Here is a 21,353-nt window from a genome sequence, read left to right as displayed (position 1 = left end):
TTGGCAAGGAGCATCCGCAATGCCGTACCAAGCCCTCACCGACCGTGACGAACGGGCCCTGCTCGCCGCCGCCGAGAACCGGATCTCCGAGCCCCTGCGGATCGGTGCCGCGCTGGCCTCCGTACGGCACCTGCTCGCGCGGCGCTCACCCGCACGGCGCAAGGCGCGAGAATCGCTCGCATGTCAGCAGCCGAACACCCCCGCACCCCGCCCGCTCGCCCGGTGACCGCCGAAGGGCCTCCGGTGGTCGCGGGCCTGCTCCTGGCCGCCGGCGGCGGCCGCCGGCTCGGCGGGCGCCCCAAGGCCCTGCTCCCCTACCGCGGCCGCCCGCTCGTGGAGAACGCCGTCCGCGTGCTGCGCGAGGCCGGCTGCGGCCCGGTGCACGTGGTGCTGGGCGCCTCGGCGGCGGAGGTCCGCGAGCGCGCCGACCTGGCGGGGTGCGTGGTCGTCGACAACCCGGACTGGGCCGAGGGCATGGGCTCCTCCCTGCGGGTGGGCCTGGCCTCGCTGGCCGGCACGGGGGCCCGCGCGGCCCTGGTCTCCCTGGTGGACCAGCCGGGGATCGGGCCGGAGGCCGTGGCCCGGGTGCGTGCGGCCTACCGGTCCCCGGCCAGCCTGGCGGCCGCCGCCTACGGGGGCGAGCGCGGGCATCCGGTGCTGTTCGGGGCGGACCGCTGGGCGGACATCGCGGCGACGGCGACCGGGGACCAGGGCGCGCGGGTCCACCTGAGGAACCACGCCGACGAGGTCATGCTGGTGGAGTGCGGGGACGTCGCGGCCGCCTTCGACATCGACACCCCGCCCGACCTGGCGCGTCTCGTCTGAGCCGGGCCGGGGCGCGGCCTGAGCGGGCTGTGACCGCGATGGCACCGAGGGCCACGGGCGAGCGGGATCTGTCGACTCAGAGAATCTCGACATCAACAAACCATTGAACTTCCACCATGAGGAAATTACTATCCACTGGTCAGAAGCGCCCGAACCCCCAGACGGCGCCCGCGACCGTTATCCGGAACTCTCCACACCCGACGGCACTGCGTGCCGTCTCGCGCGAGCATTCCCCGCGGCCGCCAGGCACCGCCGCTGAAGGAGTGACAGATATGTCCGCACCAGCGCCGTCCCCGCTGGCCATCGTCGACGCCGAGCCCCTGCCCCGGCAGGACGAAGTCCTCACCGATGCGGCCCTCGCCTTCGTGGCCGAGCTCCACCGGCGGTTCGCCCCCCGCCGCGCCGAGCTCCTCGCCCGACGCGGCGAGCGGCGCGCCGAGATCGCCCGCACCTCCACGCTCGACTTCCTCCCGGACACCGCACAGGTCCGCGAGGGCGACTGGAAGGTCGCGCCGGCCCCGGCCGCCCTGAACGACCGCCGCGTGGAGATCACCGGTCCGACGGACCGCAAGATGACCATCAACGCCCTGAACTCGGGCGCCAAGGTCTGGCTCGCCGACTTCGAGGACGCCTCGGCTCCCACCTGGGAGAACGTGGTCCTCGGCCAGCTCAACCTCATCGACGCCTACGAGCGCCGCATCGACTTCACGGACGCGCGCACCGGCAAGGCCTACGCCCTCAAGCCCGCCGAGGAACTCGCCACGGTCGTCATGCGCCCGCGCGGCTGGCACCTGGAGGAGCGCCACCTCCGCTTCGAGGGCGGCCCGGCCTCCGGCTCCCTCGTGGACTTCGGCCTCTACTTCTTCCACAACGCCCAGCGCCTGATCGACCTCGGCAAGGGCCCCTACTTCTACCTCCCGAAGACGGAGTCGCACCTGGAGGCCCGCCTCTGGAACGACATCTTCGTCTTCGCCCAGGACTACGTCGGCATCCCGCAGGGCACCGTCCGCGCGACCGTCCTGATCGAGACCATCACCGCGGCCTACGAGATGGAGGAGATCCTCTTCGAGCTCAAGGACCACGCGGCGGGCCTCAACGCGGGCCGCTGGGACTACCTGTTCTCCATCGTCAAGAACTTCCGCGACGGCGGTGAGAAGTTCGTCCTGCCGGACCGCAACGCGGTCACCATGACGGCGCCGTTCATGCGCGCCTACACCGAACTGCTCGTCCGCACCTGCCACAAGCGCGGCGCGCACGCCATCGGCGGCATGGCGGCCTTCATCCCCTCCCGCAAGGACGCCGAGGCCAACCGGATCGCCTTCGAGAAGGTCCGGGCCGACAAGGACCGCGAGGCGGGCGACGGCTTCGACGGCTCCTGGGTCGCCCACCCCGACCTGGTCCCGATCGCGATGGCCTCCTTCGACGCCGTCCTGGGCGAGAAGCCCAACCAGAAGGACCGCCTCCGCGAGGACGTCGCCGTCGCCCCCGGCGACCTGATCGCGATCGACTCCCTGGACGCCCGGCCCACCTACGAGGGCCTGCGCAACGCCGTCCAGGTCGGCATCCGCTACATCGAGGCCTGGCTGCGCGGCCTGGGCGCCGTCGGCATCTTCGGCCTCATGGAGGACGCCGCCACCGCCGAGATCTCGCGCTCCCAGATCTGGCAGTGGATCAACGCCGGAGTCGTCTTCGAGAACGGCGAGCGCGCCACCGCCGAACTGACCCGCACCTTCGCCGCCGAGGAACTCGCCGCGATCCGCGCCGAGGCCGGCGAGGAGGCCTTCGCGGCCGGGAAGTGGCAGCAGGCGCACGACCTCTTCCTCAAGGTCTCCCTGGACGCCGACTACGCGGACTTCCTGACCCTCCCCGCGTACGACCAGCTGGTCGGCTGACACCCCTTCTTCGGCTGAATCGCACAGCAGTCGAAACCCACCCGGCCCCCGCCGCCCCCTCCGGGCAGCGGGGGCCGGGGCGTTCCCGCACGCGCGGCCGTTCGCCGAGGGCCCGGTCCGTATACGCGCCTGCGAAGTCCCGCGGGCCCCGCCGGCCGGCGGGGCCGTGCCCGGACCGGCCCCGGGGACCCTCCCGACGCCCGACCGACCGGTCGGGCGTTACGCCATCGTAATCCGACTGTACCTAGCGGTAACAAGCGGGCCCGTGCCACCTTTCCGATGCCACCGGCGCCGGCGGTACCCCCACTTTCCAAGCCACGCACCGAAGTTGTCGGCAACTTCGGCGTGGCCGACCGCAGGAGTTCCGCAGTGATCGGATTCCGCAAGGCCGGCAAGGACCGGGCCGCCCGAGGCCGTGTGCGACGACTGGCCGGCGCCGGGATGGTCGTGCCGCTCGCCGCCGGCGCGCTGCTCGTCGGCGGGGCCGGGCCGGCGGCGGCCGGGCCCGGGACGGGCCCCACCGCCGTCGTCTCGATGGGCGACAGCTACATCTCCGGCGAGGCCGGACGCTGGAAGGGCAACAGCCTGACCAACAGCGGGAGCAGGAACGGCACTGACCGGGCGTGGGTCAGCGGCGGCACCTACGACCCCGCGAAGGTCTACGGCACCACGGCGGGCGGCTGCGACCGCTCGGACTCGGCCGAGGTGCTGAGCGCGGGCGCCGTCGCCGAGACGGCCGTGAACCTGGCCTGCTCCGGGGCGACGTCGCAGAACGTCTTCCGCGCCTCCAACGGGGGCGTGTCCTACAAGGGCGAGGCCCCGCAGGCCGACCAGCTGGCGGCCGTGGCCGCGAGCCGCAACGTGAAGGTCATCGCGCTGTCCGTCGGCGGCAACGACCTGGGCTTCGCCGACATCATCAAGGAGTGCGCGCTCGACTTCGTGCTCTGGAACTCGTACTGCTACGACGACCAGCAGGCGGGCGTCGACGCGAAGATCGACGGGGTGATGGCGGACGTCGGCAAGTCCGTGGACGAGATCCGGGCCGTGATGCGCCAGGCCGGATACGCGGACTCCTCGTACCGCATCGTGCTCCAGTCCTACCCCTCGCCGATCCCCCGGGGCGCCGAGAACCGGTACACCCAGAGCGACTGGAGCCGGCTCAACAGCGGCGGCTGCCCCTTCTGGAACCGCGACTCGGACTGGGCCCGGGACTCCCTGGTGCCGCAGCTGGCGAACCGCCTCAAGCAGGTCGCGGCGGCCAAGGGCACCCAGTTCCTGGACCTGCGCGACATGATGCAGGGGCGCGAGGTCTGCGCCAGGGCCAGCAAGCAGGTCACCTCGGCGGTCCCCGCGTCGGCGAAGACCAGCGAGTGGGCCCGCTGGATCGACAACAACGAGACCCAGGGCATCATCCAGGAGTCCATGCACCCGAACTACTTCGGCCAGCTGGCCGTCGGGCGCTGCCTGGCCCTGGCCGTGGCCCAGCCCGCGGACTCGGCTTCCAGCTGCAAGAACACCGCCGGGGGCGACCAGAGCGGGATGTACCTGACGTCCGCTCCGTAAAACGGTGGGGAGCCGAGGGGGCGGGCTGTCATGATCGAGCAGGACCGCCCGCCCCCTCGGGGAAGCCCCGCACCGCCGAAGGAAGTTGACCGGACATGGCCGTCATCCACCGCACCACCATGAAGCCCGGCAAGCGCGAGCTGCTCACCGGCTGGCTCCCCACCCGGCCCTGGTACGCCGGCGCGTCCGCGGCTCCGGAGCTGGTGGCGGCCGGCGGGTTCCGGCTCGACGACCCCGAGGGCGAGGTGGGCATCGAGTTCATGCTGGTCACCGACGTCTGCGACGCGGAGCCCGTCACCTACCTCGTCCCCCTGACCTACCGCGGGGCACCGCTCGAAGGCGCCGGGGAGGGGCTCGTCGGCACTTCCGAGCACGGGGTGCTGGGCACCCGCTGGATCTACGACGGGGCCCACGACCCGGTGCTCACCGAGCGGCTGCTCGCCCTGCTGAGGGGCGCCGCCGAGCCGCAGCAGCAGAGCGTGAGCGACGCCCCCGACCCGACCGTCGTCCCCGAGACCGCCGAGGACGCCCTTCCGGCCGGGGCGGCCGTGGTGGCCGTCGAGGACGGGCCGGAGGGCACCCGCCTCGCGGTCGAGGCCGGCGGGCGCCGCCTCGCCCTGGAGCTGGTCCGCGTCCTGGAAGCCGGCCGGACCGACCCCGGCGTGCTCGGCCGCGTCACCGCCGGCTGGGAGCTGCCGGACGGCACGCGGCCGCGCGGGCCCCTCGCCGTCCTGCGCGAGGGCTGATCCGGACCCGCGGGGAGCGTCCGGGCCCGCGGGGAGCGTCCGGGCCCGCGCCCTACGCCGCCCGGTCCGGGCCGGTGAGCGCCTCCATCGCCGAGGTGAAGGCCGCCCGGCAGCGCAGCCAGTCCGGGTCCGGGGCCGGGGAGTGCAGGTCGACGAGCTTGGGCAGCAGGTCCGCGGAGAAGGCGCGGGCCGCCTCCGCCGGGAGCAGCGAGGGCAGGTTGTCGATGGCGATCACGTCGACCGGCCGGGAGCCGCCGCGCAGCCGCCGGGCCGGGACCGTCCAGTCGGTGAGGCGGTCGTAGACCGGCAGCAGGTGCAGTTCCGATCCGGTGTCACAGGTGATGTCGGCGATCACCGACAGCCGGCCGGCCCGGCCCTCCAGGTCGGCCGGGGTGAGGAAGGGCGGCACGGGCCGGGTGGTGAGCACCGCGTTGACCAGGATGTCGTGGTCCAGCAGTGCGGCCCGGTCCAGCCGGCGGGTCGCCTCCCGCCCCCAGCGGGTGACCGCGATCCCGGCGGTGGCCAGGGCGTCGCAGGCGCCGCGTCCGCTGCGGCCGCCCGCGCCGATCACCAGGGCCCGTAACCCGTCGGCCGGCGCGTCCCGCAGGCGGGCGTCCAGCTCCGGGCGGGGCGCCGGGACCAGGGGGGCGGCCAGCCGTCCCCGTGCGTGCAGGGCGGCCAGGGCGGCGCCCGCGTACCCGGCCCAGTAGCCGAAGGCGGCCAGCCGGCGGCCCTGCGCGTCGGCCAGGTACTCCAGGTCGAGCAGGGTCCCGCCGCCCGCGGCGAACCGCCGCAGCAGCCCGGGGGCCTGGGGCTGGCCCTTGTAGGCGTGCCCGAAGTAGACGTGCCGGTGGTGCAGGGACTCGGGCGCCCGCGGGAGCTCCTTGAGGCCGAGGACGTACGCCGACCCGGGCGCGGCCTGCGCCCAGGATCCGGCGGGCGCGGTGCGGCAGCCGGCGGCGGCGTACGCGTCGAGCGGGAAGACGCGGTGGCCGGAGTCCTCCACGGTGATCCGCACGCCCCGGCGGACGAGGAGCCCGGCGTCGTCGGGTGTCAGGGGCGCGCGCCGTTCGGTGGGTCGGGTCTCGCTGCGCATCCACAGCTGCGGGGTTTCGGCCATCGCTGTACCACCTGTCCGGTCAGAGGGGTGGGGGCGAGCCAGCGCTCAAGCGATGTCTTTCCGCGTCCCTTACGCCGTACGCCGGATCGGCGCGGCAACTCCGGGCCCCCTGGCACCCCGTGCCCCGCAGGTCCTCCCCGGCCCCAGGCCCGGCCGCCGCCCGCCCTCCGGGGCGGGTCCTGCGCGGGCTCCGGGCCGGACCTCCCCGGGCCCCGCGGCCCGGCCCCGACCGGCCCCACGCGGGCGTCCCCGGCTCTGCGGCCCGGGGGTGCTGCCCGGCCCCCGGCCGGCTCACAGCTCCGGCAGGAGTTCCCGCAGCGGGGTCCGGGTGCCCTCCGCGTAGGCCGTCCGCAGGGCCTCGGGGGTCAGCTTCAGCCGCAGGACCCGTTCCGCGCGCGGGGCGCAGGCGGACGCCGGGCGGTACCCGGAGACCGCGCCGAGCAGCCGGGCGGACAGCTCGTAGCGGCCCAGGTCCGCCTCCAACTGGGCGAGCAGCTCCACCGAGAGGGCCTGGCCGAGCCGGTCGCCCAGGGCCAGCTGGGTCTTCAGCGAGCGCAACAGCCAGGTGCGGGCCAGCGCGGGGCGGCCGTCACGGCGCTGGAGGAGGGCCTGCGCGTAGCCGGTCCAGGAGCGGGCCCACAGGTCGGTGCCGTCGCCCGCGCGGGCGCCGAAGGGGTGGGCGTCCGGGTCGGTGCGCGCGAGGGCCATCTCCAGGGCTGCCTCCAGCGCCTGCCGTCCGGGCCCGAACTCGGGCTCCTCCGGGAGCTGTTCGAGGGCGTCGCGGTACTCTCCGGCGGCCTCGGCCGGCCGGTCCCGCCACAGGGCGACGGTGCCCCGGATGTGGGCGAGGTAGGCCAGGACGGTGTCCTCCCCCTCCTGCACGGCCGCGGTCCAGGCCTCCACCAGCAGCGGATCGGCCGCCTCCGCCTGGCCGAAGCTCGCGACCAGCCAGGCCGCCAGCCACAGTGCCCGGGCCGGACGGGGCGCCGGGTGGAGCGCCAGGGCCCGCTCCAGGTGCCCGCGCCCTTCCTCCACCCGTCCGCAGGCCGACCAGAGGAACCACAGCGACACGGCCACCTCCAGCGCGGCGGCCGGGCCGGCCGGCGCGTGCGGGTCCATCGCCAGCCGCAGCTCGGGCAGCTCCCGCAGGGCCAGGGCGCGGGCCTCCAGCTGTGCCCCCGACCGCCACAGCTGCGCGGCGCGTTCGGCGGTGATCCGGCAGCGCTCGTGGTGGCGGCGGACCGCGGTGGCCCCGTCGCCGTGCGGGTCGAGGGCCAGCCGCCGGGCCGCGTAGGCCCGTACGGTCAGCGGCAGCCGGTAGCGGCCGGCGTGCCCGGGCTCCGCCAGCAGTGCGGGGGCCAGCCGCCGCAGGGTCCGGACGGCGTCACCCGGGCCGAGCGCACCGAACCCGCACACCTCGGCGACGGCGGCCTCGTCGAAGGAACCCGCGAAGACCGACAGCCGCTCCCACAACAGCCGCTCCCCGGGCGGGGCCAGACGGCACAGGCGCAGCGCGTCGGCACCGCCCGCCCGGCCCGCACCGCCGGCGAGGAACTCCAGCGGGTCGGCCGTCAGCCGGCGCAGCGCCTCGGCGGGCTCGTGGCGGCGGGCCCGCGCGGCAGCGAGCTCCAGCGCCCCCGGGATCCCGTCCAGCGCCCGGCACAGGGCGGCCACGGCCCCGGCGTTGTGCTCGGTGAGCTCGAACCGGGGGGCGGCGCCGCGCGCCCGCTCCACGTAGAGCCGTACGGCGGTGGAGAGGGCCACTCCGGCGACCGCGCAGGGTGCCGCGGGGTCCTCCGGTGCGGCGGGCAGCGCCAGCGGTCCGACGGCGAGCAGGGCTTCCCCCGCCACCCCGAGGACCTGCTGCGACGTGGCCAGAATCCGTACCCCCGGCCAGCGCGCGAGCAGTTCCCCCGCGAGCTGCCCGGCCCGTCCGCCGAGGTGCTCGCAGCCGTCCAGGACCAGCAGCGCCTCGCGCCCGGCCAGTGCCGCGCCCAGTTCCGCGGCCGGCCCGCCCCCGGGCTCGGGCGGCACCCGGGACAGGTCGGCCCACACGACGTCGGCGCCACGGCCGCCGCAGAGCTCGCGGACGGCGCGCACGGCGATCCGGGTCTTGCCCACCCCGGCCGGGCCCGTCAGCGTGACCAGGCGTTCCGAGGCCAGCAGGGCCCGGGTCCGCGCCACTTCGGCGGCGCGCCCGACGAGGCTGGACAGCTCGACGGGCACCGCTTGACGCACGCTCGAGCCGGGCTCCCCCATACGTCCTCCCGCTGCTGTCCTGGGGCTGCACACATCCGTGCCGTCCGGCACCGTCCTGCGATGCGGCGGTTCGGCGCACGAAGAGAGATGATCAGTCGAAAGTCTGGTCAACCGGTCCGGTGCCGGGAAAACCGCCAGGGGTAAGTATGAACTCGGCCATTTCCTCCATTGACGACACCGACCGGGCACTCGTTCACGCCCTCCAGCTCGCGCCCCGCGCCAGCTGGGAGCGGCTGGCCCCGGTGCTCGGGGCCCGCCCGGAGACCCTGGCGCGCCGCTGGGAGCGGATGACGTCCGCCGGGGAGGCATGGGTCTCGGGGCTGGGTCTGCGCACGGGGAGCCAGGCACCCTGCATGGCGTGGGTGGAGGTGATGTGCGCGGCGGGCACCTCCCCGGCGGTGGGCGCGGCCCTGGCGGGCGACGCGCACACCATGGGCGTGGAGCACACCACCGGCGGCCGCGACCTGCTGGCCTTCGTGGCCCTGCCGGACCTGCACCTGCTGTTCCGCTACCTGTCCTTCCGGGTACAGCGGATCCCGGGGGTGACCGGCACCCGCTCCTCGATGGTCACGGTGGTGCACTCGGCCCCCGACCGCTGGCGGATGGACCACCTGTCCCCGGCCCAGGCCACTCTGTTGACGGGGCGTACGCGGCGCGCCCCGGGGGCGCCGGGAGCGGCGGCGCCGCCGGTGGCCCCGGTGTCCCGGGAGGACCGTCCGCTGGTGATGGCGCTGGCCGCGGACGGGCGGCGCAGCGTGGCCTCGCTGGCGCGGGAGTCGGGGATGAGCGAGTCGACCGTCCGCCGTCGGCTGAGCCGGCTGGAGGCGGGGCAGAGCCTGCGCTACAGCTGTGCGATGGCGTCGGGGCTGTCCGGCTGGCCGGTGTCGGCGACCCTGTGGGCGGAGGTGCGCGAGCACGAGGTCGCCGACTGCGCGGCGGTGGCCGCGGGGCTGCGCGAGACGCGGACCTGCATGTCGGTGAGCGGCACCTGGAACTTCATGATCAGTGCCCGGCTGCGCACCGTGGAGGGGCTGGCGCGCTACACCGCCGACCTGTCGCGCAGGCTGCCGGGGCTGCGCATCACCGACACGGCGGTGGCGCTGCACGTGCGCAAGTCGGAGGCGCAGGAGCTGGACCAGACGGGGCGGCGGGTGCGGACGGTCCGGCCGGACATCTGGACGGACCCGGCGCCGGGGGTACCGGACCGGACCTGATCCGGTGGCGGGGACGCGGACCGGTGGCCGGGACGCGGACCGGTCCCGGGGCGCGGGAGCGGTCCCGGGGCGCGGGAGCGGTCCCGGGGCGCGGGAGCGGTCCCGGGGCGCGGGAGCGGTCCCGGGGCGCGGGAGCGGTCCCGGGGCGGAGGGCGGCGGGAGCCCGTGACGGCGCCCCCGGACGGGCGGGCGGCGGCGGGTACGCCACACCCGCAGTGGGTGGCGTACCGGCCGCCGCACGCCCGCCGGGGGCGGGTGCGCGCGGGCCCCGGGGTCCGCGGGCCCTTCAGTGCGCGAAGGCCGGTTCGGCGGCGGGATCGGGCGCGGTCCTCCTGGCTCCGAGGTGGTTGAAGGCCAGGTTGAGCAGGATCGCGACCACGCAGCCGGTGCTGATGCCGGAGTCGAGGACGACGAGGAGGTCCTTGGGGAAGGCGTGGTAGAAGTTCGGCGCGGCGATCGGGATCAGGCCGATGCCGACCGAGGCGGCGACGATGAGGGCGTTCTCGCCCTTCTCCATGGCCGCACCCGCCAGGGTCTGGATGCCGCTGGCCGCCACCGAGCCGAAGAGCACGATGCCGGCGCCGCCGAGGACGGGCAGCGGGACGACCCCGATGACGGAGGCGGCCACCGGACACAGGCCCAGCAGGATCAGGATGCCACCGCCCGCGGCGACGACGAAGCGGCTTCGGACCTTGGTCATCGCGACGAGCCCGATGTTCTGCGCGAAGGCGCTGCACATGAACCCGTTGAACAGGGGGCTGAGTGCGCTGCCGAGGGTGTCGGCGCGCAGGCCGCCCTCGATGGTCCTCGCGTCCGCCGGACGGCCCACGATCCGGCCGAGGGCCAGGATGTCGGCGGTGGACTCGGTCATGCAGACCAGCATCACGATGCACATCGAGACGATCGCCGCGACCTGGAACTGGGGGGCGCCGAAGTGGAAGGGCGTCGGGAAGCCGACGAGGTCCGCGTCGCGGACGGCGTCGAAGTTCGCCATGCCCAGGGGTATCGCGACGAGGGTGCCCGCGACCAGGCCGAGGAGGATGGAGATCTGCTGGAGGAACCCGCGCAGGAACTTGCGCATCACCAGGACGATCGCCAGGGTGAGGGCCGCCATGCCGATGTTCTTCATGGAGCCGTAGTCGGCGGCCGTGCGGTTGCCTCCCTGGGACCAGTTGAAGGCCACGGGGAGCAACGAGACGCCGATCAGGGTGATGACGGTGCCCGTGACCACGGGCGGGAAGAACCGGACGAGCCGGCCGAAGTAGGGGGCGGCGAGGAAGCCGACCAGTCCGGCGACGATGATCGCGCCGAAGATGACGGGGATGGCGTCGTGCCCCTGCCCCTTGCCGATGGCGATCATCGGGGTGACTCCGGCGAAGGAGACGCCGTTGACGAAGGGGAGTTTGGCGCCGATCTTCCAGAACCCGAGGGTCTGGAGGAGGGTGGCGAGCCCTGCGGTGAAGAGGGAGGCGCCCATCAGGAAGGCGGTCTCGGTCGCCGAGAGGCCCACGGCGGGCCCGACGATCATGGGCGGGGCGACGACACCCGCGTACATGGCGGCCACGTGCTGGAGGCCGCTGGTGAACATGCGGAGCGGAGGCAGGGTCTCGTCGACCGGGTGCTTCTCCTCCGGTACTGCGACTGCGTCTTTGCGGAACCTGGGCGCATCGGCCACGGCTTCCTCCGGTCGGTTAAACACGTCGGCAGGGACGTGGGTGTCAGGGAGGTGGTGCGAAAGCGGTGCTGCTCGAGCCTGTGTGCAGTTGTGGGTGGAGCTACTTCTCGTCCCAAGGGGTGCGGAATCGATTCGCCCAAAAACCGTTTCCACGCGGTGGATCCAGCCCGGTCAGGGCTGGGGGTGCCGTGGCGGTGGCGCGGATGGCGCGCCGTGCTGGAATGGGGTGTCACGCGTCACCGCCCCCGGGGGCGCCGTCGGATCTCTCCTCGGGCGCTTCCCGGGAACGGCTGCCGCGGACCCCGCTCGGGTCCGCGGCGGCCGGCCGGGGGCCGTCCCCCCCGGCCGGACTCCGTGGGGATCAGCCCTGCGCGGAGATGCGCGCCAGGCGCTGGGCCTCCTCGCGGGTGGACACCGCGATGGCGTCCTCGTCCGCGAAGAGCAGCCGGTTGTTCTCGACGATCTGCTTGCCGTTGACGAACGAGGCGGTGACCGGGGCGGCCGCACCGAAGACGAGCGCGGTGACCGGGTCGGCGATCGAGGAGTGCAGGAAGGTGTTCAGGTTCCACAGGACCAGGTCGGCGCACTTGCCGACCTCGAGCGAACCGATGTTGTCGGCGCGGCCGAGGACCTGGGCGCCGCCGTAGGTGCCCAGGCGCAGCGACTGGCGGGCGTTGAGCGCGGCCTCGCGGTGCACCGGGTTCAGACGGTTGATCAGCAGCGCGTTGCGCAGCTCGGTGTGGAGCTCGCCGGACTCGTTGGAGGCGGTGCCGTCCACGCCGAGGCCCACCGGGACGCCGGCGGCCAGCATGTCCGGGACGCGGGCGATGCCGGCGGCCAGACGGGCGTTGGAGGACGGGCAGTGCGCGACACCGGTCCTGGTGCGGGCGAACGCGGCGATGTCGGAGTCGTTCATGTGGACGCTGTGCGCCATCCACACGTCCTCGCCGAGCCAGCCGGTCGACTCGAAGTAGTCGGTCGGGCCCATGCCGAAGAGCTCGTGGCAGAACTTCTCTTCCTCGACGGTCTCCGAGCCGTGCGTGTGCATCCGCACACCGAGGCGGCGGGCCAGTTCGGCGCCCTGCTTCAGCAGCTCGGTGGAGACCGAGAAGGGGGAGCACGGGGCGACGGCGACCTGGGTCATGGCGTCGAAGGAGGCGTCGTGGAACTTCTTGACGGTCGCCTCGGTGTCCGCGAGGGCACCTTCGAGGGTCTCGACCGCGTGGTCCGGCGGCAGGCCGCCGTCCTTCTCGCTGCGGTCCATGGAGCCGCGGGCGAGGGTGAAGCGGACGCCCATCTCGGAGGCTGCGCGGATGATCGCGCCGGAGAGGTCGCCGGAGTTCTTGGGGTAGACGTAGTGGTGGTCCATCGCGGTGGTGACACCGCCGCGGGCCATCGCGGCCAGGGAGCCCTGGGCGGCCGTGTACGCCATCTGCTCGTCGATGCGCGCCCAGGTCGGGTACAGCGCGACGAGCCAGTTGAAGAGGTTGTGGTCGGTGGCCAGGCCACGGGTGATCCACTGGTAGAAGTGGTGGTGCGTGTTGACCAGACCGGGGGTCACGAGGTGCCCGGTGCCGTCGATGCGGCGGACGACGTTGTCGAGGTTCTCGGGGGCCTTGCCCGCGCCGACGAACTCGATCCGGTTGCCGGCGATGACGACGTGACCCGAGGCGTACTCGGTGTCGTTGGCGTCGACGGTCGCGATCGCACAGTTCTCGATGACGATGCGCTCTACGGCGCCGTCATGGGCTGCCGATGCTGTCATGGGACTTCCTCGTGCTTTCAGTGGCGGTGCGGGCGCGGCAAAACCCTGGGGATTTGAGTGCCGGAGCCGGGGGCCTGACAGCTGACAGTACTGCCGCCCCGTGTGATGCGTCCGGGTGCCGATTCAGGAAGCTGTGGGTGTGTCGCCCCGGGGCCACTGCGGAGCCCCGGGACGCGCGTGCACTGCTCAGAGGTTGGTCATGTCCACGGGGATACGGGCGTCGGCGCCGTCGCGGAGGACCGTCGCCTCGATCAGACCGTACGGACGGTCCGCGGCGAAGTAGACCTCGTTGTCGTTCTTGAGGCCGAAGGGCTCCAGGTCGACGAGGAAGTGGTGCTTGTTCGGGAGCGAGAAGCGGACCTCGTCGATCTCCGAACGGTGGTTGATGATGCGCGAACCCATCTGGTACAGGGTCTGCTGCAGCGACAGGGAGTAGGTCTCCGCGAAGGCCTGGAGCATGTGCTTCCTGGTCTCGGCGTAGGACTTCTCCCAGTTGGGCATCCGCTGCTCGTCGTCCGACCAGTTGAAGCGCCAGCGGCCCGACACCTGGGTGGCCAGGATGCGGTCGTACGCCTCCTGCAGGGTCGTGTACTTGTCCTTCACGTAGCCCCAGAACTCCGAGTTGGTGGAGTTCATGACGATCAGGTCCTTGAGGCCGGAGATGACCTCCCAGTTCTGGCCGTCGTACGTGATCTGGACGACGCGGGTCTCCATGCCCTTGCGGACGAAGGAGTGGTTGACCTCGTCGGAGCCGATGAACTTGGAGTTGGCGTCCGAGGTGGCGATCCGGTCCCAGGCGTACTCCTCGATCCGGATGCGCGCGCGCTGGATCGGCTCCTGGCTGTTGACGAACCAGCGCGCCAGGTGGATGCCGAACTGCTCGGCGGACTCGATGCCGTACTCCTTGGCGAACGCGTACACCGTGTTCTTGGTGGTGTCCGTCGGAAGGACGTTGGCGTTCGAGCCGGAGTAGTGGACGTCGTCCATGTCGCCGGAGAGGGCGACCGAGACGTTCAGGTCCTTGATGTGGTGCGTGTCGCCGTCCCGCGTGATCTTGACGACGCGGTTCTCTGCTTTGCCGTACTGGTTCTGGCCCAGAATCGTGGCCATGCTAGCTCCCTCGGTAAACGGAGTAGCCGAACGGGTTGAGCAGCAGCGGTACGTGGTAGTGCTCGCCCGGGTTCACCGCGAAGGTGATGGTTACCTCGGGGAAGAACGCACCGCTGTCCCTTACGCGGGGGGCGTCCTGCTGCGCCTCGGCTTGCTTCTTTGAGAAGTACGTCTCGGTCTCGAAGTCGAGACGCACGTGTGTGGTGCCCTCCGGCAGGGCCGGCAGGTCCTTGCAGCGCCCGTCGGCGTCGGTGGCGGAACCGCCCAGGGCCGCCCACTCTCCGCCCTGGCCCGCGCGGGCCGACAGGGAGATGGCGACGCCCTCGGCGGGGCGGCCGATGCTGGTGTCCAGAATGTGCGTGGACACCGACGCGGTGGTCTCGGTGCTCATGTTCACTCTCCTTCTGCGAGCTCGACGAGTCGGGTCAGACGGATCCGGTTGATCTTCACGAGCTCGCCGCGGGCGATCTCCCGCTCCTGCTGCGGCGTGTTCTCGATCCGGACCTTGACCGCGTCCCGCATGAACTCACCGGTGGCACCGGTGGCGCAGATGAGGAACACGTGGCCGAACTTGTCCTGGTAGGCCAGGTTGAGTTCGAGGAGCTCGTTCCGGAGCTCCTCCGAGGCACCGGCCATGCCACGCTGCTCGCGGGCGGAGGTCGGGTCTCCCGGCTTCGGCCGGCCGATCGGCGCGTGGCCTCCCATCGCCTCGCCCAGGTCGTCCGCGGTGAGTTCCGCCATGGCGGCCTCGTTCGCGGCGAACAGGGAGTCGGCGGTGGCGAAGGGGCGCTGGGCGAGCATCTTGCTCCCCCACGCCGAACTGGCGCACACCTCGTGCAGCTCGGCCGTGGCCTCGCTGTCGTCCAAGGCGTTGAACCGGGTCAGACCCGGGGTCGGGCTCGAAGTCACGGTAGGCCTCCGTGGCCTGTTGTTGCTTTGACGGGCTGCGCATAGCTAACGCCCTCGGCAACACGGCGTCAACACTTTGTTGAAATTTCCCGTACACAAAAGCCGCCGCCCGGGTGAATTGGGCGGCGGCTCGTGACCGTCGGTGGAGCGTCCCTCACTCCTGGCTGTTCTGCTTCCCCGTCTTGCCGGGGTTTTCCCGGTTCAAATAGTTGTAGACCGTGAAACGGCTGACGCCCAGGGCTCCCGCGACCGTTTCCACACCGTGGCGCACGGAGAAGGCGCCCCGCGCCTCCAGTATGCGTACCACGTCCTGCTTGGACTTCCGGTCGAGCCGGGCCAGCGGCATGCCGTGCCGTCGCTCCAGCGCCGCAAGGATGTGGTCCAGCGAGTCGGACAGCTGCGGGAGCCGCACGGCCACCACCTCCTCGCCCTCCCACGCCAGCACGACGTCGTCGGGCTCGGCCCGGGCGGGGTCCATCAGCTCACCGCCCATCGCGTCCACCAGCGGCTTGACCGCGGCGACGAACGGGTGGTCGCGGGGTTCGGTCATGCTCCGCCCTCCCCGATCACGTTGAGCTGGAGCGAGACGCGCGTGGCGCCGGCGTCCAGCGCGTCGCGCAGCAGCGCGGCCACCGCGCCCAGCACCCGGTCGGAATCGCCCTCGGCGGTGTTGCCGAAGGGACCCACGTCGACCGCGTCCAGCTGGGCCTTCTGGATGACCTCACGGGCGGCCACCGCGTGGGCGGGGGCCTCTTCCAGGTCGAAGGGCTCGGTCGTGAACTCCACTCTCAATCGCACACCGCCAAGCTACCCGGCAGTCGTGAGATTCCGGGAGTCGGCACTTGACAAGTCCGACGGTCGGCTTGCAGTCTTCCATCAAGCAGAAAATAACTTCCGCAATACGGAAGGAGCGCACACCCCTCATGGGATACTCGGACCAGCGCTTCGATGTGAACCTTTCGATCCTCTTCACGGAACTCCCGCTCCTGGAGCGCCCCGCGGCCGCCGCCGCGGCGGGCTTCACCGCGGTCGAGCTGTGGTGGCCCTGGATCGAGACCCCCACCCCCGCTCAGGAGGAGCTGGACGCCCTCAAGAAGGCCCTTGAGGACGCCGGCACCCAGCTGGTGGGCCTGAACTTCTACGCCGGCCAGCTCCCCGGCCCGGACCGCGGCGCGGTCTCGGTACCCGGCGAGGAGTCGGACCGCTTCAACGCCAACATCAACGTCGCGGCCGACTTCGCCGCCTCGGTCGGCTGCAAGGCGCTCAACGCCCTCTACGGCAACCGCGTCGAGGGCGTGGACCCGGCCGTCCAGGACGAGCTCGCCCTGAAGAACCTGGTCGTCGCGGCACAGGCCGCCGACCGCGTGGGTGCGGTCCTCCTGATCGAGACCCTCAACAAGCCCGAGTCGCCGCTCTACCCCCTGGTGAGCGCCCCGGCCGGCATCGAGGTCGTGGACAAGGTGAACGAGGCCACCGGTCTCGGCAACGCCAAGTTCCTCCTCGACCTGTACCACCTGGCGATGAACGATGAGGACCTCTCCGAGGTCATCGAAAAGTACGCCGCCAAGACCGGACACGTCCAGATCGCGGACAAGCCGGGACGCGGTGCCCCCGGCACCGGCGAGCTGCCCCTCGAGGACCTCCTCGACCAGCTCAAGAAGGCCGGCTACCAGGGCTTCGTCGGCCTGGAGTACAAGGCCGCCGACGCCGCCGCGTCCTTCGACTGGCTGCCGGCCGAGGCTCGCGCCGCCAAGTAAGAGGACGAAGTCCGGGCGATCAGCCAGGCACCTCACGCACTTTTCGTATAAAGCTTGAAGAACAAGGACCTCATCATGAGCAACCTCCCGAAGATCGCCTGGATCGGCCTCGGCATCATGGGCTCCCCCATGTCCGAGAACCTCCTCAAGGCCGGCTACTCGGTCACCGGCTTCACCCTCGAGCAGGACAAGCTGGACCGCCTGGCCGCCGCCGGCGGCACCGCCGCCGGCTCGATCGCCGAGGCCGTCGCGGACGCCGACGTCATCATCACGATGGTGCCCGCCTCCCCGCAGGTCGAGGCCATCAACTACGGCCCGAACGGCATCCTGGAGAACGCCAAGTCCGGTGCGCTGATCGTCGACATGTCGTCGATCACCCCGCAGACCTCCGTCGACCTGGCGAAGAACGCCGCCGAGAAGGGCATCCGCGTCATCGACGCCCCGGTGTCCGGCGGCGAGGCCGGCGCCATCGAGGCCGTCCTGTCGATCATGGTGGGTGGCGAGCAGGCCGACTTCGACGCGGCGCTGCCCATCCTCGAGACCCTCGGCAAGGTCATCGTCCTGTGCGGCCCGCACGGCTCCGGCCAGACGGTGAAGGCCGCCAACCAGCTCATCGTCGCGGTGAACATCCAGGCGTGCGCCGAGGCCGTCGTCTTCCTCGAGAAGTCCGGCGTGAACCTCGAGGCCGCCCTCGACGTCCTCAACGGCGGCCTGGCCGGCTCCACGGTCCTGACCCGCAAGAAGGACAACTTCCTGAACCGCGACTTCAAGCCCGGCTTCCGGATCGACCTGCACCACAAGGACATGGGCATCGTCACCGACGCCGCCCGCAACGTCGGTGCCGCCCTGCCCGTCGGCGCGGTCGTCGCCCAGCTGGTCGCCTCCCTGCGCGCCCAGGGCGACGGCGGCCTGGACCACTCCGCCCTGCTCCGCGCGGTCGAGCGCCTCTCCGGCGCCCAGGTCTGATCCCCCGCGGCCCGCTCCCCCGGGCCGCCTCCCCCCGCACGAACGGGGGCCCGAGTTTCCGGATGGTGCCGGTGCTGACACCTGTCCTGTCGCGCCCAAGCGCCGGCACCGTCCGGATTACCTCCCCATTCTTTCTTTCAACAAACTGTTGACGTCGCGTTCACGCCGAAATTAGGCTGTTCCGCATGACGGAAGACGCTTTCCGTCAGCAGTTACCCGTACGGAAGGTCACCATGTCGAAGCGCACGCTGACGACCGAGTCCGGCGCCCCGGTCGCCGACAACCAGAACTCCGCCACCGCCGGCGTCGGTGGCCCGCTCCTGATCCAGGACCAGCAGCTCCTCGAGAAGCTCGCCCGCTTCAACCGTGAGCGCATCCCGGAGCGCGTGGTGCACGCCCGCGGCTCGGCCGCGTACGGCTACTTCGAGGTGACCGACGACGTCACCGCCTACACCTCGGCCGCGTTCCTCTCCGAGGTCGGCAAGAAGACCGAGACCTTCCTGCGGTTCTCCACCGTGGCCGACTCCCTCGGTGGCGCGGACGCCGTCCGCGACCCGCGCGGCTTCGCGCTGAAGTTCTACACCGAGGACGGCAACTACGACCTCGTCGGCAACAACACCCCGGTGTTCTTCATCAAGGACCCGATCAAGTTCCCCGACTTCATCCACTCCCAGAAGCGCGACCCCTTCACGGGCAAGCAGGAGCCGGACAACGTCTGGGACTTCTGGGCGCACGCCCCCGAGGCGACGCACCAGATCACCTGGCTGATGGGCGACCGCGGCATCCCGGCGTCCTACCGCCACATGAACGGCTACGGCTCCCACACCTACCAGTGGACCAACGCCCAGGGCGAGGCCTTCTTCGTCAAGTACCACTTCAAGACGAACCAGGGCATCCGCTGCCTGTCGGGCGAGCAGGCCGCCGAGCTCGTCGGCAAGGACGCCAACTCGCACCAGACCGACCTGCTCCAGGCCATCGAGCGCGGCGTGAACCCGAGCTGGACCCTCTACGTCCAGGTCATGCCGGCCGCCGAGGCCGCGGACTACCGCTTCAACCCGTTCGACCTCACCAAGGTGTGGCCGCACGCCGACTACCCGCTGCAGCGCGTGGGCCGCCTGGTCCTCGACCGCAACCCGGACAACGTCTTCGCCGAGGTCGAGCAGTCCGCGTTCTCCCCGAACAACTTCGTCCCGGGCATCACCGCCTCGCCGGACAAGATGCTCCAGGGCCGCCTCTTCGCCTACGCCGACGCCCAGCGCTACCGCCTCGGCGTGAACCACACCCAGCTGCCGGTCAACGCCCCGAAGGCGACGCAGGCCGACAACTACGGCCGCGACGGCGTCATGGCGCTGCGCAACGGCTCGCGCCACGACAAGAACTACGAGCCCAACTCGTACCAGGGTCCGGCCGAGACCGGCATAGCCCTGGGTGCCCCGAAGGCCGTCTCCGGCTACACGGGCACCCACGAGGCCCCGGCCCACACCAAGGACGACGACTTCTTCCAGGCCGGCGAGCTGTACCGCCTGATGTCTGAGGCCGAGAAGCAGCGTCTGGTGGCGAACATCGCGGGCGGCCTGTCGCAGGTCACCCTCGAGGACGTCATCGAGAAGAACCTGGCTCACTTCCACGCCGCGGACGCCGACTACGGCAAGCGCGTCGAGGAGGCCGTGCGCGCCCTGCGCGACGCCTGAGCCCCACAGATGTACCGGGGGCCTGACGGGAGGTCAGGCCCCGGGTGCTGAGCCCGCACCGCGGACCCGGATGAGGGGTGGTACGCGGTGGGGGCCGGACGAGGACCGTGGCAGGCGAGCGAGCCAGTGCGGTGGTCATGGGTTCCGAGGCCCGTCTCTTGACCTGAGGGAGACGGCGCCGGAGTTCTCGTCGCCCGCCCGCCACGGTCCCAGCCACTCCTCTGTATAGGGGCCGCGCACAGAGTCCCCTATATAGAGGAGAACCGACACCTCCCCCAGTCTCCGCCCGGCGGTGCGAACGTCCTGTCGCGCCAGCCTCGCTCCGTCGGGCGGTCACCACCAGAGCGCCGAGTCACGGACGGTCCCGTGACTCGGCGCTTTGCCGTCCTCCCCTTCCTACCGGGCGCGTGCCGTGCGCGGCAGGCGTACGGAGAGCAGCAGGGCGACGGCCAGCAGTCCGGCCGTCGCCAGGGCCGTGCCGCCGAGTGCGGCGCCCGGGCTGCTGCCGTGGTCGGCGAAGGCGGACCAGACGGTGACCAGCAGGGCCACGCCCACGGCGTTGGCCAGCTGCTGGACGGCGTTGAGCACCCCGGAGGCGGAACCCACCTCGGGCTCGGCCACACCCGCGAGGATCACGTCGAACAGCGGCGGGATCACCAGGCCCATCCCGAGCCCCGTGACGAAGGTGCCCGGCAGCAGCCGCCAGCCGTCCACCGCCCCGCCGGCGGTGGCGGCCAGCAGGCCCAGGCCGAGGGCGGTCAGGACGATGCCCGCCTGGATCACCACCCGGCCGTGCTTCTGCGCCAGCCCTCCCGCCGGGCCCGCGGCGAGCGCGATCCCCAGGGCCAGCGGGGCCACGGAATACCCGGCCCCCGCCGGCGAGAGGCCCAGCGGCCCCTGGAAGAACAGGGACAGGACCAGCATCAGGCCCGTGAAGGCGGCGAAGAAGGCGACGGCGACCGCGATCCCGCCCGTGTAGCCGCGGTCGGCCAGCAGGGCCGGGGCCACCAGCGGCGAGGGGCGCCGCCGCTGGAGCCGGGCGAACAGCCAGAAGCCCAGCGGCCCGGCGGCCATCAGGCCGAAGCTCCAGGCGGGCCAGCCCAGCTCCCGCCCCTGCACGAGGGGGTAGACCAGGGCCCCCGAGGCGGCCCCCGCCAGCAGCATGCCCGGCACGTCGAGCCGCGCGCCCCCGTCGGGGACCGTGCGCGGGATCCAGCGGACCGCCCCGGCCAGCGCCGCCAGGCCCAGCGGGACGTTCACCAGGAAGACCAGCCGCCAGCCGCTGCCGAAGAGGTCGGCCCCGGTGAGCAGGCCGCCCAGGACGGGGCCGCCTACGGCGCAGATCCCCATCACGGGCCCGAAGAGGCCGAAGGCCCTGGCCTGTTCGGGCCCCTCGAAGACCTCCTTGACGATGCCGAAGCCCTGCGGCAGCAGCAGCGCGCCGAAGGCCCCCTGGGCGGCGCGTGCGGCGATCAGCCAGGCGGGTCCCGGGGCGGCGGCGCACAGGGCGGAGGCGAGGGTGAATCCGGCGGCGCCCAGCAGGAAGAGCCGGCGCCGGCCGAAGCGGTCCCCGAGCCGTCCGGCGGTGATCAGCAGGACGGCGAAGGGCAGGGTGTACGCGGCCTGGAGCCACTGGGTGGTCGACGGGCCGCCGCCCAGATCGGCGGCGATCGCCGGGGCGGCCACCCCGGTGACCGTCGCGTCGAGCAGGTCCATGACCTCGGCGGCCAGGACCACCGCCAGGGCGGGCCGGCGGTAGGGATACGGGTGGTTCACGACAGGGGTCCCCCAGAAGCATCGTTGCGGCAGCACGGACGGCACGAACACCACGCCACGAACACTGTTCGTCACAAACGCTGTT

General features: G+C 72.4%; 19 protein-coding genes. 9 read left to right on the top strand and 10 right to left on the bottom strand.

Annotation, left to right across the window (positions count from 1 at the left end):
• The first annotated feature begins 19 nt into the window (after positions 1-19).
• The 5 genes from AB0469_RS20940 (at position 20) to AB0469_RS20920 (ending at position 5,026) form a co-directional block, all read left to right on the top strand.
• On the top strand, positions 20-226 hold the full coding sequence (locus AB0469_RS20940; protein ID WP_366452909.1) for a hypothetical protein: 207 nt from the start codon (positions 20-22) through the stop codon (positions 224-226).
• Positions 181-825, top strand: a complete 645-nt coding sequence (locus AB0469_RS20935; RefSeq protein WP_366452908.1) for a nucleotidyltransferase family protein — start codon at positions 181-183, stop codon at positions 823-825. The genes AB0469_RS20940 and AB0469_RS20935 overlap by 46 nt, the downstream gene beginning before the upstream one ends.
• Before the next feature lie 272 nt (positions 826-1,097).
• Positions 1,098-2,717: a malate synthase A gene (aceB, locus tag AB0469_RS20930; RefSeq protein WP_366452907.1), complete on the top strand. Its 1,620-nt coding sequence runs from the start codon at positions 1,098-1,100 to the stop codon at positions 2,715-2,717.
• 279 nt (positions 2,718-2,996) lie between these two features.
• On the top strand, positions 2,997-4,280 hold the full coding sequence (locus AB0469_RS20925; protein ID WP_366452906.1) for a GDSL-type esterase/lipase family protein: 1,284 nt from the start codon (positions 2,997-2,999) through the stop codon (positions 4,278-4,280).
• A gap of 95 nt (positions 4,281-4,375) precedes the next feature.
• Positions 4,376-5,026 carry a 1,4-alpha-glucan branching protein gene (locus tag AB0469_RS20920; RefSeq protein WP_366452905.1) on the top strand — a complete coding sequence of 217 codons (651 nt, stop codon included), beginning with the start codon at positions 4,376-4,378 and terminating at the stop codon, positions 5,024-5,026.
• A gap of 52 nt (positions 5,027-5,078) precedes the next feature.
• Here AB0469_RS20920 and AB0469_RS20915 read toward each other — a convergent pair whose 3' ends face one another.
• On the bottom strand, positions 5,079-6,146 hold the full coding sequence (locus tag AB0469_RS20915) for a saccharopine dehydrogenase (RefSeq protein ID WP_366452904.1): 1,068 nt from the start codon (positions 6,144-6,146) through the stop codon (positions 5,079-5,081).
• 291 nt (positions 6,147-6,437) lie between these two features.
• Positions 6,438-8,384 carry a hypothetical protein gene (locus tag AB0469_RS20910; RefSeq protein ID WP_366452903.1) on the bottom strand — a complete coding sequence of 649 codons (1,947 nt, stop codon included), beginning with the start codon at positions 8,382-8,384 and terminating at the stop codon, positions 6,438-6,440.
• Positions 8,385-8,551: 167 nt separating this feature from the next.
• Between AB0469_RS20910 and AB0469_RS20905 the strand changes: the two genes are divergently transcribed.
• Positions 8,552-9,619 (top strand): Lrp/AsnC family transcriptional regulator, encoded by a 1,068-nt coding sequence (locus AB0469_RS20905; protein WP_366452902.1) that lies wholly within the window; start codon positions 8,552-8,554, stop codon positions 9,617-9,619.
• Between the two features lie 286 nt (positions 9,620-9,905).
• Here AB0469_RS20905 and AB0469_RS20900 read toward each other — a convergent pair whose 3' ends face one another.
• From AB0469_RS20900 to AB0469_RS20870, 7 genes are all read right to left on the bottom strand, one after another.
• Positions 9,906-11,294 carry a nucleobase:cation symporter-2 family protein gene (locus AB0469_RS20900; RefSeq protein ID WP_366452901.1) on the bottom strand — a complete coding sequence of 463 codons (1,389 nt, stop codon included), beginning with the start codon at positions 11,292-11,294 and terminating at the stop codon, positions 9,906-9,908.
• Between the two features lie 361 nt (positions 11,295-11,655).
• Complete coding sequence (locus tag AB0469_RS20895; RefSeq protein ID WP_366452900.1) at positions 11,656-13,059, bottom strand: 8-oxoguanine deaminase; 1,404 nt, start codon at positions 13,057-13,059, stop codon at positions 11,656-11,658.
• 186 nt (positions 13,060-13,245) lie between these two features.
• A complete protein-coding gene (gene pucL / locus AB0469_RS20890; protein ID WP_366452899.1) occupies positions 13,246-14,169 on the bottom strand; it encodes a factor-independent urate hydroxylase in 924 nt (307 codons plus the stop codon).
• 1 nt (position 14,170) lies between these two features.
• Positions 14,171-14,560: a hydroxyisourate hydrolase gene (gene uraH, locus AB0469_RS20885; protein ID WP_366452898.1), complete on the bottom strand. Its 390-nt coding sequence runs from the start codon at positions 14,558-14,560 to the stop codon at positions 14,171-14,173.
• Positions 14,561-14,562: 2 nt separating this feature from the next.
• Positions 14,563-15,078, bottom strand: coding sequence for a 2-oxo-4-hydroxy-4-carboxy-5-ureidoimidazoline decarboxylase (gene uraD, locus AB0469_RS20880; RefSeq protein WP_366452897.1), 516 nt, complete (start codon positions 15,076-15,078; stop codon positions 14,563-14,565).
• A 154-nt stretch (positions 15,079-15,232) separates the two neighbouring features.
• The gene (locus tag AB0469_RS20875; protein ID WP_366452896.1) at positions 15,233-15,628 is read right to left on the bottom strand and encodes a helix-turn-helix domain-containing protein; all 396 of its coding nucleotides are present in this window, start codon (positions 15,626-15,628) and stop codon (positions 15,233-15,235) included.
• The gene (locus AB0469_RS20870; RefSeq protein ID WP_042818823.1) at positions 15,625-15,876 is read right to left on the bottom strand and encodes a hypothetical protein; all 252 of its coding nucleotides are present in this window, start codon (positions 15,874-15,876) and stop codon (positions 15,625-15,627) included. Before AB0469_RS20870 ends, AB0469_RS20875 begins: the two co-directional genes overlap by 4 nt.
• 125 nt (positions 15,877-16,001) lie before the next feature.
• Here AB0469_RS20870 and AB0469_RS20865 point away from each other — a divergent pair, with 125 nt between their 5' ends.
• From AB0469_RS20865 to AB0469_RS20855, 3 genes are all read left to right on the top strand, one after another.
• The gene (locus tag AB0469_RS20865; RefSeq protein WP_366452895.1) at positions 16,002-16,835 is read left to right on the top strand and encodes a TIM barrel protein; all 834 of its coding nucleotides are present in this window, start codon (positions 16,002-16,004) and stop codon (positions 16,833-16,835) included.
• Positions 16,836-16,910: 75 nt separating this feature from the next.
• The gene (locus AB0469_RS20860) at positions 16,911-17,801 is read left to right on the top strand and encodes a 2-hydroxy-3-oxopropionate reductase (RefSeq protein WP_366452894.1); all 891 of its coding nucleotides are present in this window, start codon (positions 16,911-16,913) and stop codon (positions 17,799-17,801) included.
• 233 nt (positions 17,802-18,034) lie between these two features.
• Complete coding sequence (locus AB0469_RS20855; RefSeq protein WP_366453009.1) at positions 18,035-19,492, top strand: catalase; 1,458 nt, start codon at positions 18,035-18,037, stop codon at positions 19,490-19,492.
• A gap of 396 nt (positions 19,493-19,888) precedes the next feature.
• On the opposite strand, the gene AB0469_RS20850 is transcribed toward AB0469_RS20855, so the two are convergent.
• A complete protein-coding gene (locus tag AB0469_RS20850) occupies positions 19,889-21,268 on the bottom strand; it encodes an MFS transporter (protein ID WP_366452893.1) in 1,380 nt (459 codons plus the stop codon).
• Positions 21,269-21,353: the final 85 nt, after the last annotated feature.

This window comes from Streptomyces sp. NPDC093801 (assembly GCF_040701585.1).
GTDB lineage: Bacteria > Actinomycetota > Actinomycetes > Streptomycetales > Streptomycetaceae > Streptomyces.
This window is presented reverse-complemented; position numbering and strand designations above follow the sequence as displayed.

Excerpts from the sequence above, each read along its gene's own strand:
- AB0469_RS20940 (WP_366452909.1), top strand. The coding sequence starts at position 20 with ATGCCGTACCAAGCCCTCACCGACCGTGACGAACGGGCCCTGCTCGCC.
- AB0469_RS20935 (WP_366452908.1), top strand. The coding sequence starts at position 181 with ATGTCAGCAGCCGAACACCCCCGCACCCCGCCCGCTCGCCCGGTGACC.
- aceB (WP_366452907.1), top strand. The coding sequence starts at position 1,098 with ATGTCCGCACCAGCGCCGTCCCCGCTGGCCATCGTCGACGCCGAGCCC.
- AB0469_RS20925 (WP_366452906.1), top strand. The coding sequence starts at position 2,997 with ATGCCACCGGCGCCGGCGGTACCCCCACTTTCCAAGCCACGCACCGAA.
- AB0469_RS20920 (WP_366452905.1), top strand. The coding sequence starts at position 4,376 with ATGGCCGTCATCCACCGCACCACCATGAAGCCCGGCAAGCGCGAGCTG.
- AB0469_RS20915 (WP_366452904.1), bottom strand. The coding sequence starts at position 6,146 with ATGGCCGAAACCCCGCAGCTGTGGATGCGCAGCGAGACCCGACCCACC.
- AB0469_RS20905 (WP_366452902.1), top strand. The coding sequence starts at position 8,552 with ATGAACTCGGCCATTTCCTCCATTGACGACACCGACCGGGCACTCGTT.
- AB0469_RS20895 (WP_366452900.1), bottom strand. The coding sequence starts at position 13,059 with ATGACAGCATCGGCAGCCCATGACGGCGCCGTAGAGCGCATCGTCATC.
- pucL (WP_366452899.1), bottom strand. The coding sequence starts at position 14,169 with ATGGCCACGATTCTGGGCCAGAACCAGTACGGCAAAGCAGAGAACCGC.
- uraH (WP_366452898.1), bottom strand. The coding sequence starts at position 14,560 with ATGAGCACCGAGACCACCGCGTCGGTGTCCACGCACATTCTGGACACC.
- AB0469_RS20875 (WP_366452896.1), bottom strand. The coding sequence starts at position 15,628 with ATGACCGAACCCCGCGACCACCCGTTCGTCGCCGCGGTCAAGCCGCTG.
- AB0469_RS20865 (WP_366452895.1), top strand. The coding sequence starts at position 16,002 with ATGGGATACTCGGACCAGCGCTTCGATGTGAACCTTTCGATCCTCTTC.
- AB0469_RS20860 (WP_366452894.1), top strand. The coding sequence starts at position 16,911 with ATGAGCAACCTCCCGAAGATCGCCTGGATCGGCCTCGGCATCATGGGC.
- AB0469_RS20855 (WP_366453009.1), top strand. The coding sequence starts at position 18,035 with ATGTCGAAGCGCACGCTGACGACCGAGTCCGGCGCCCCGGTCGCCGAC.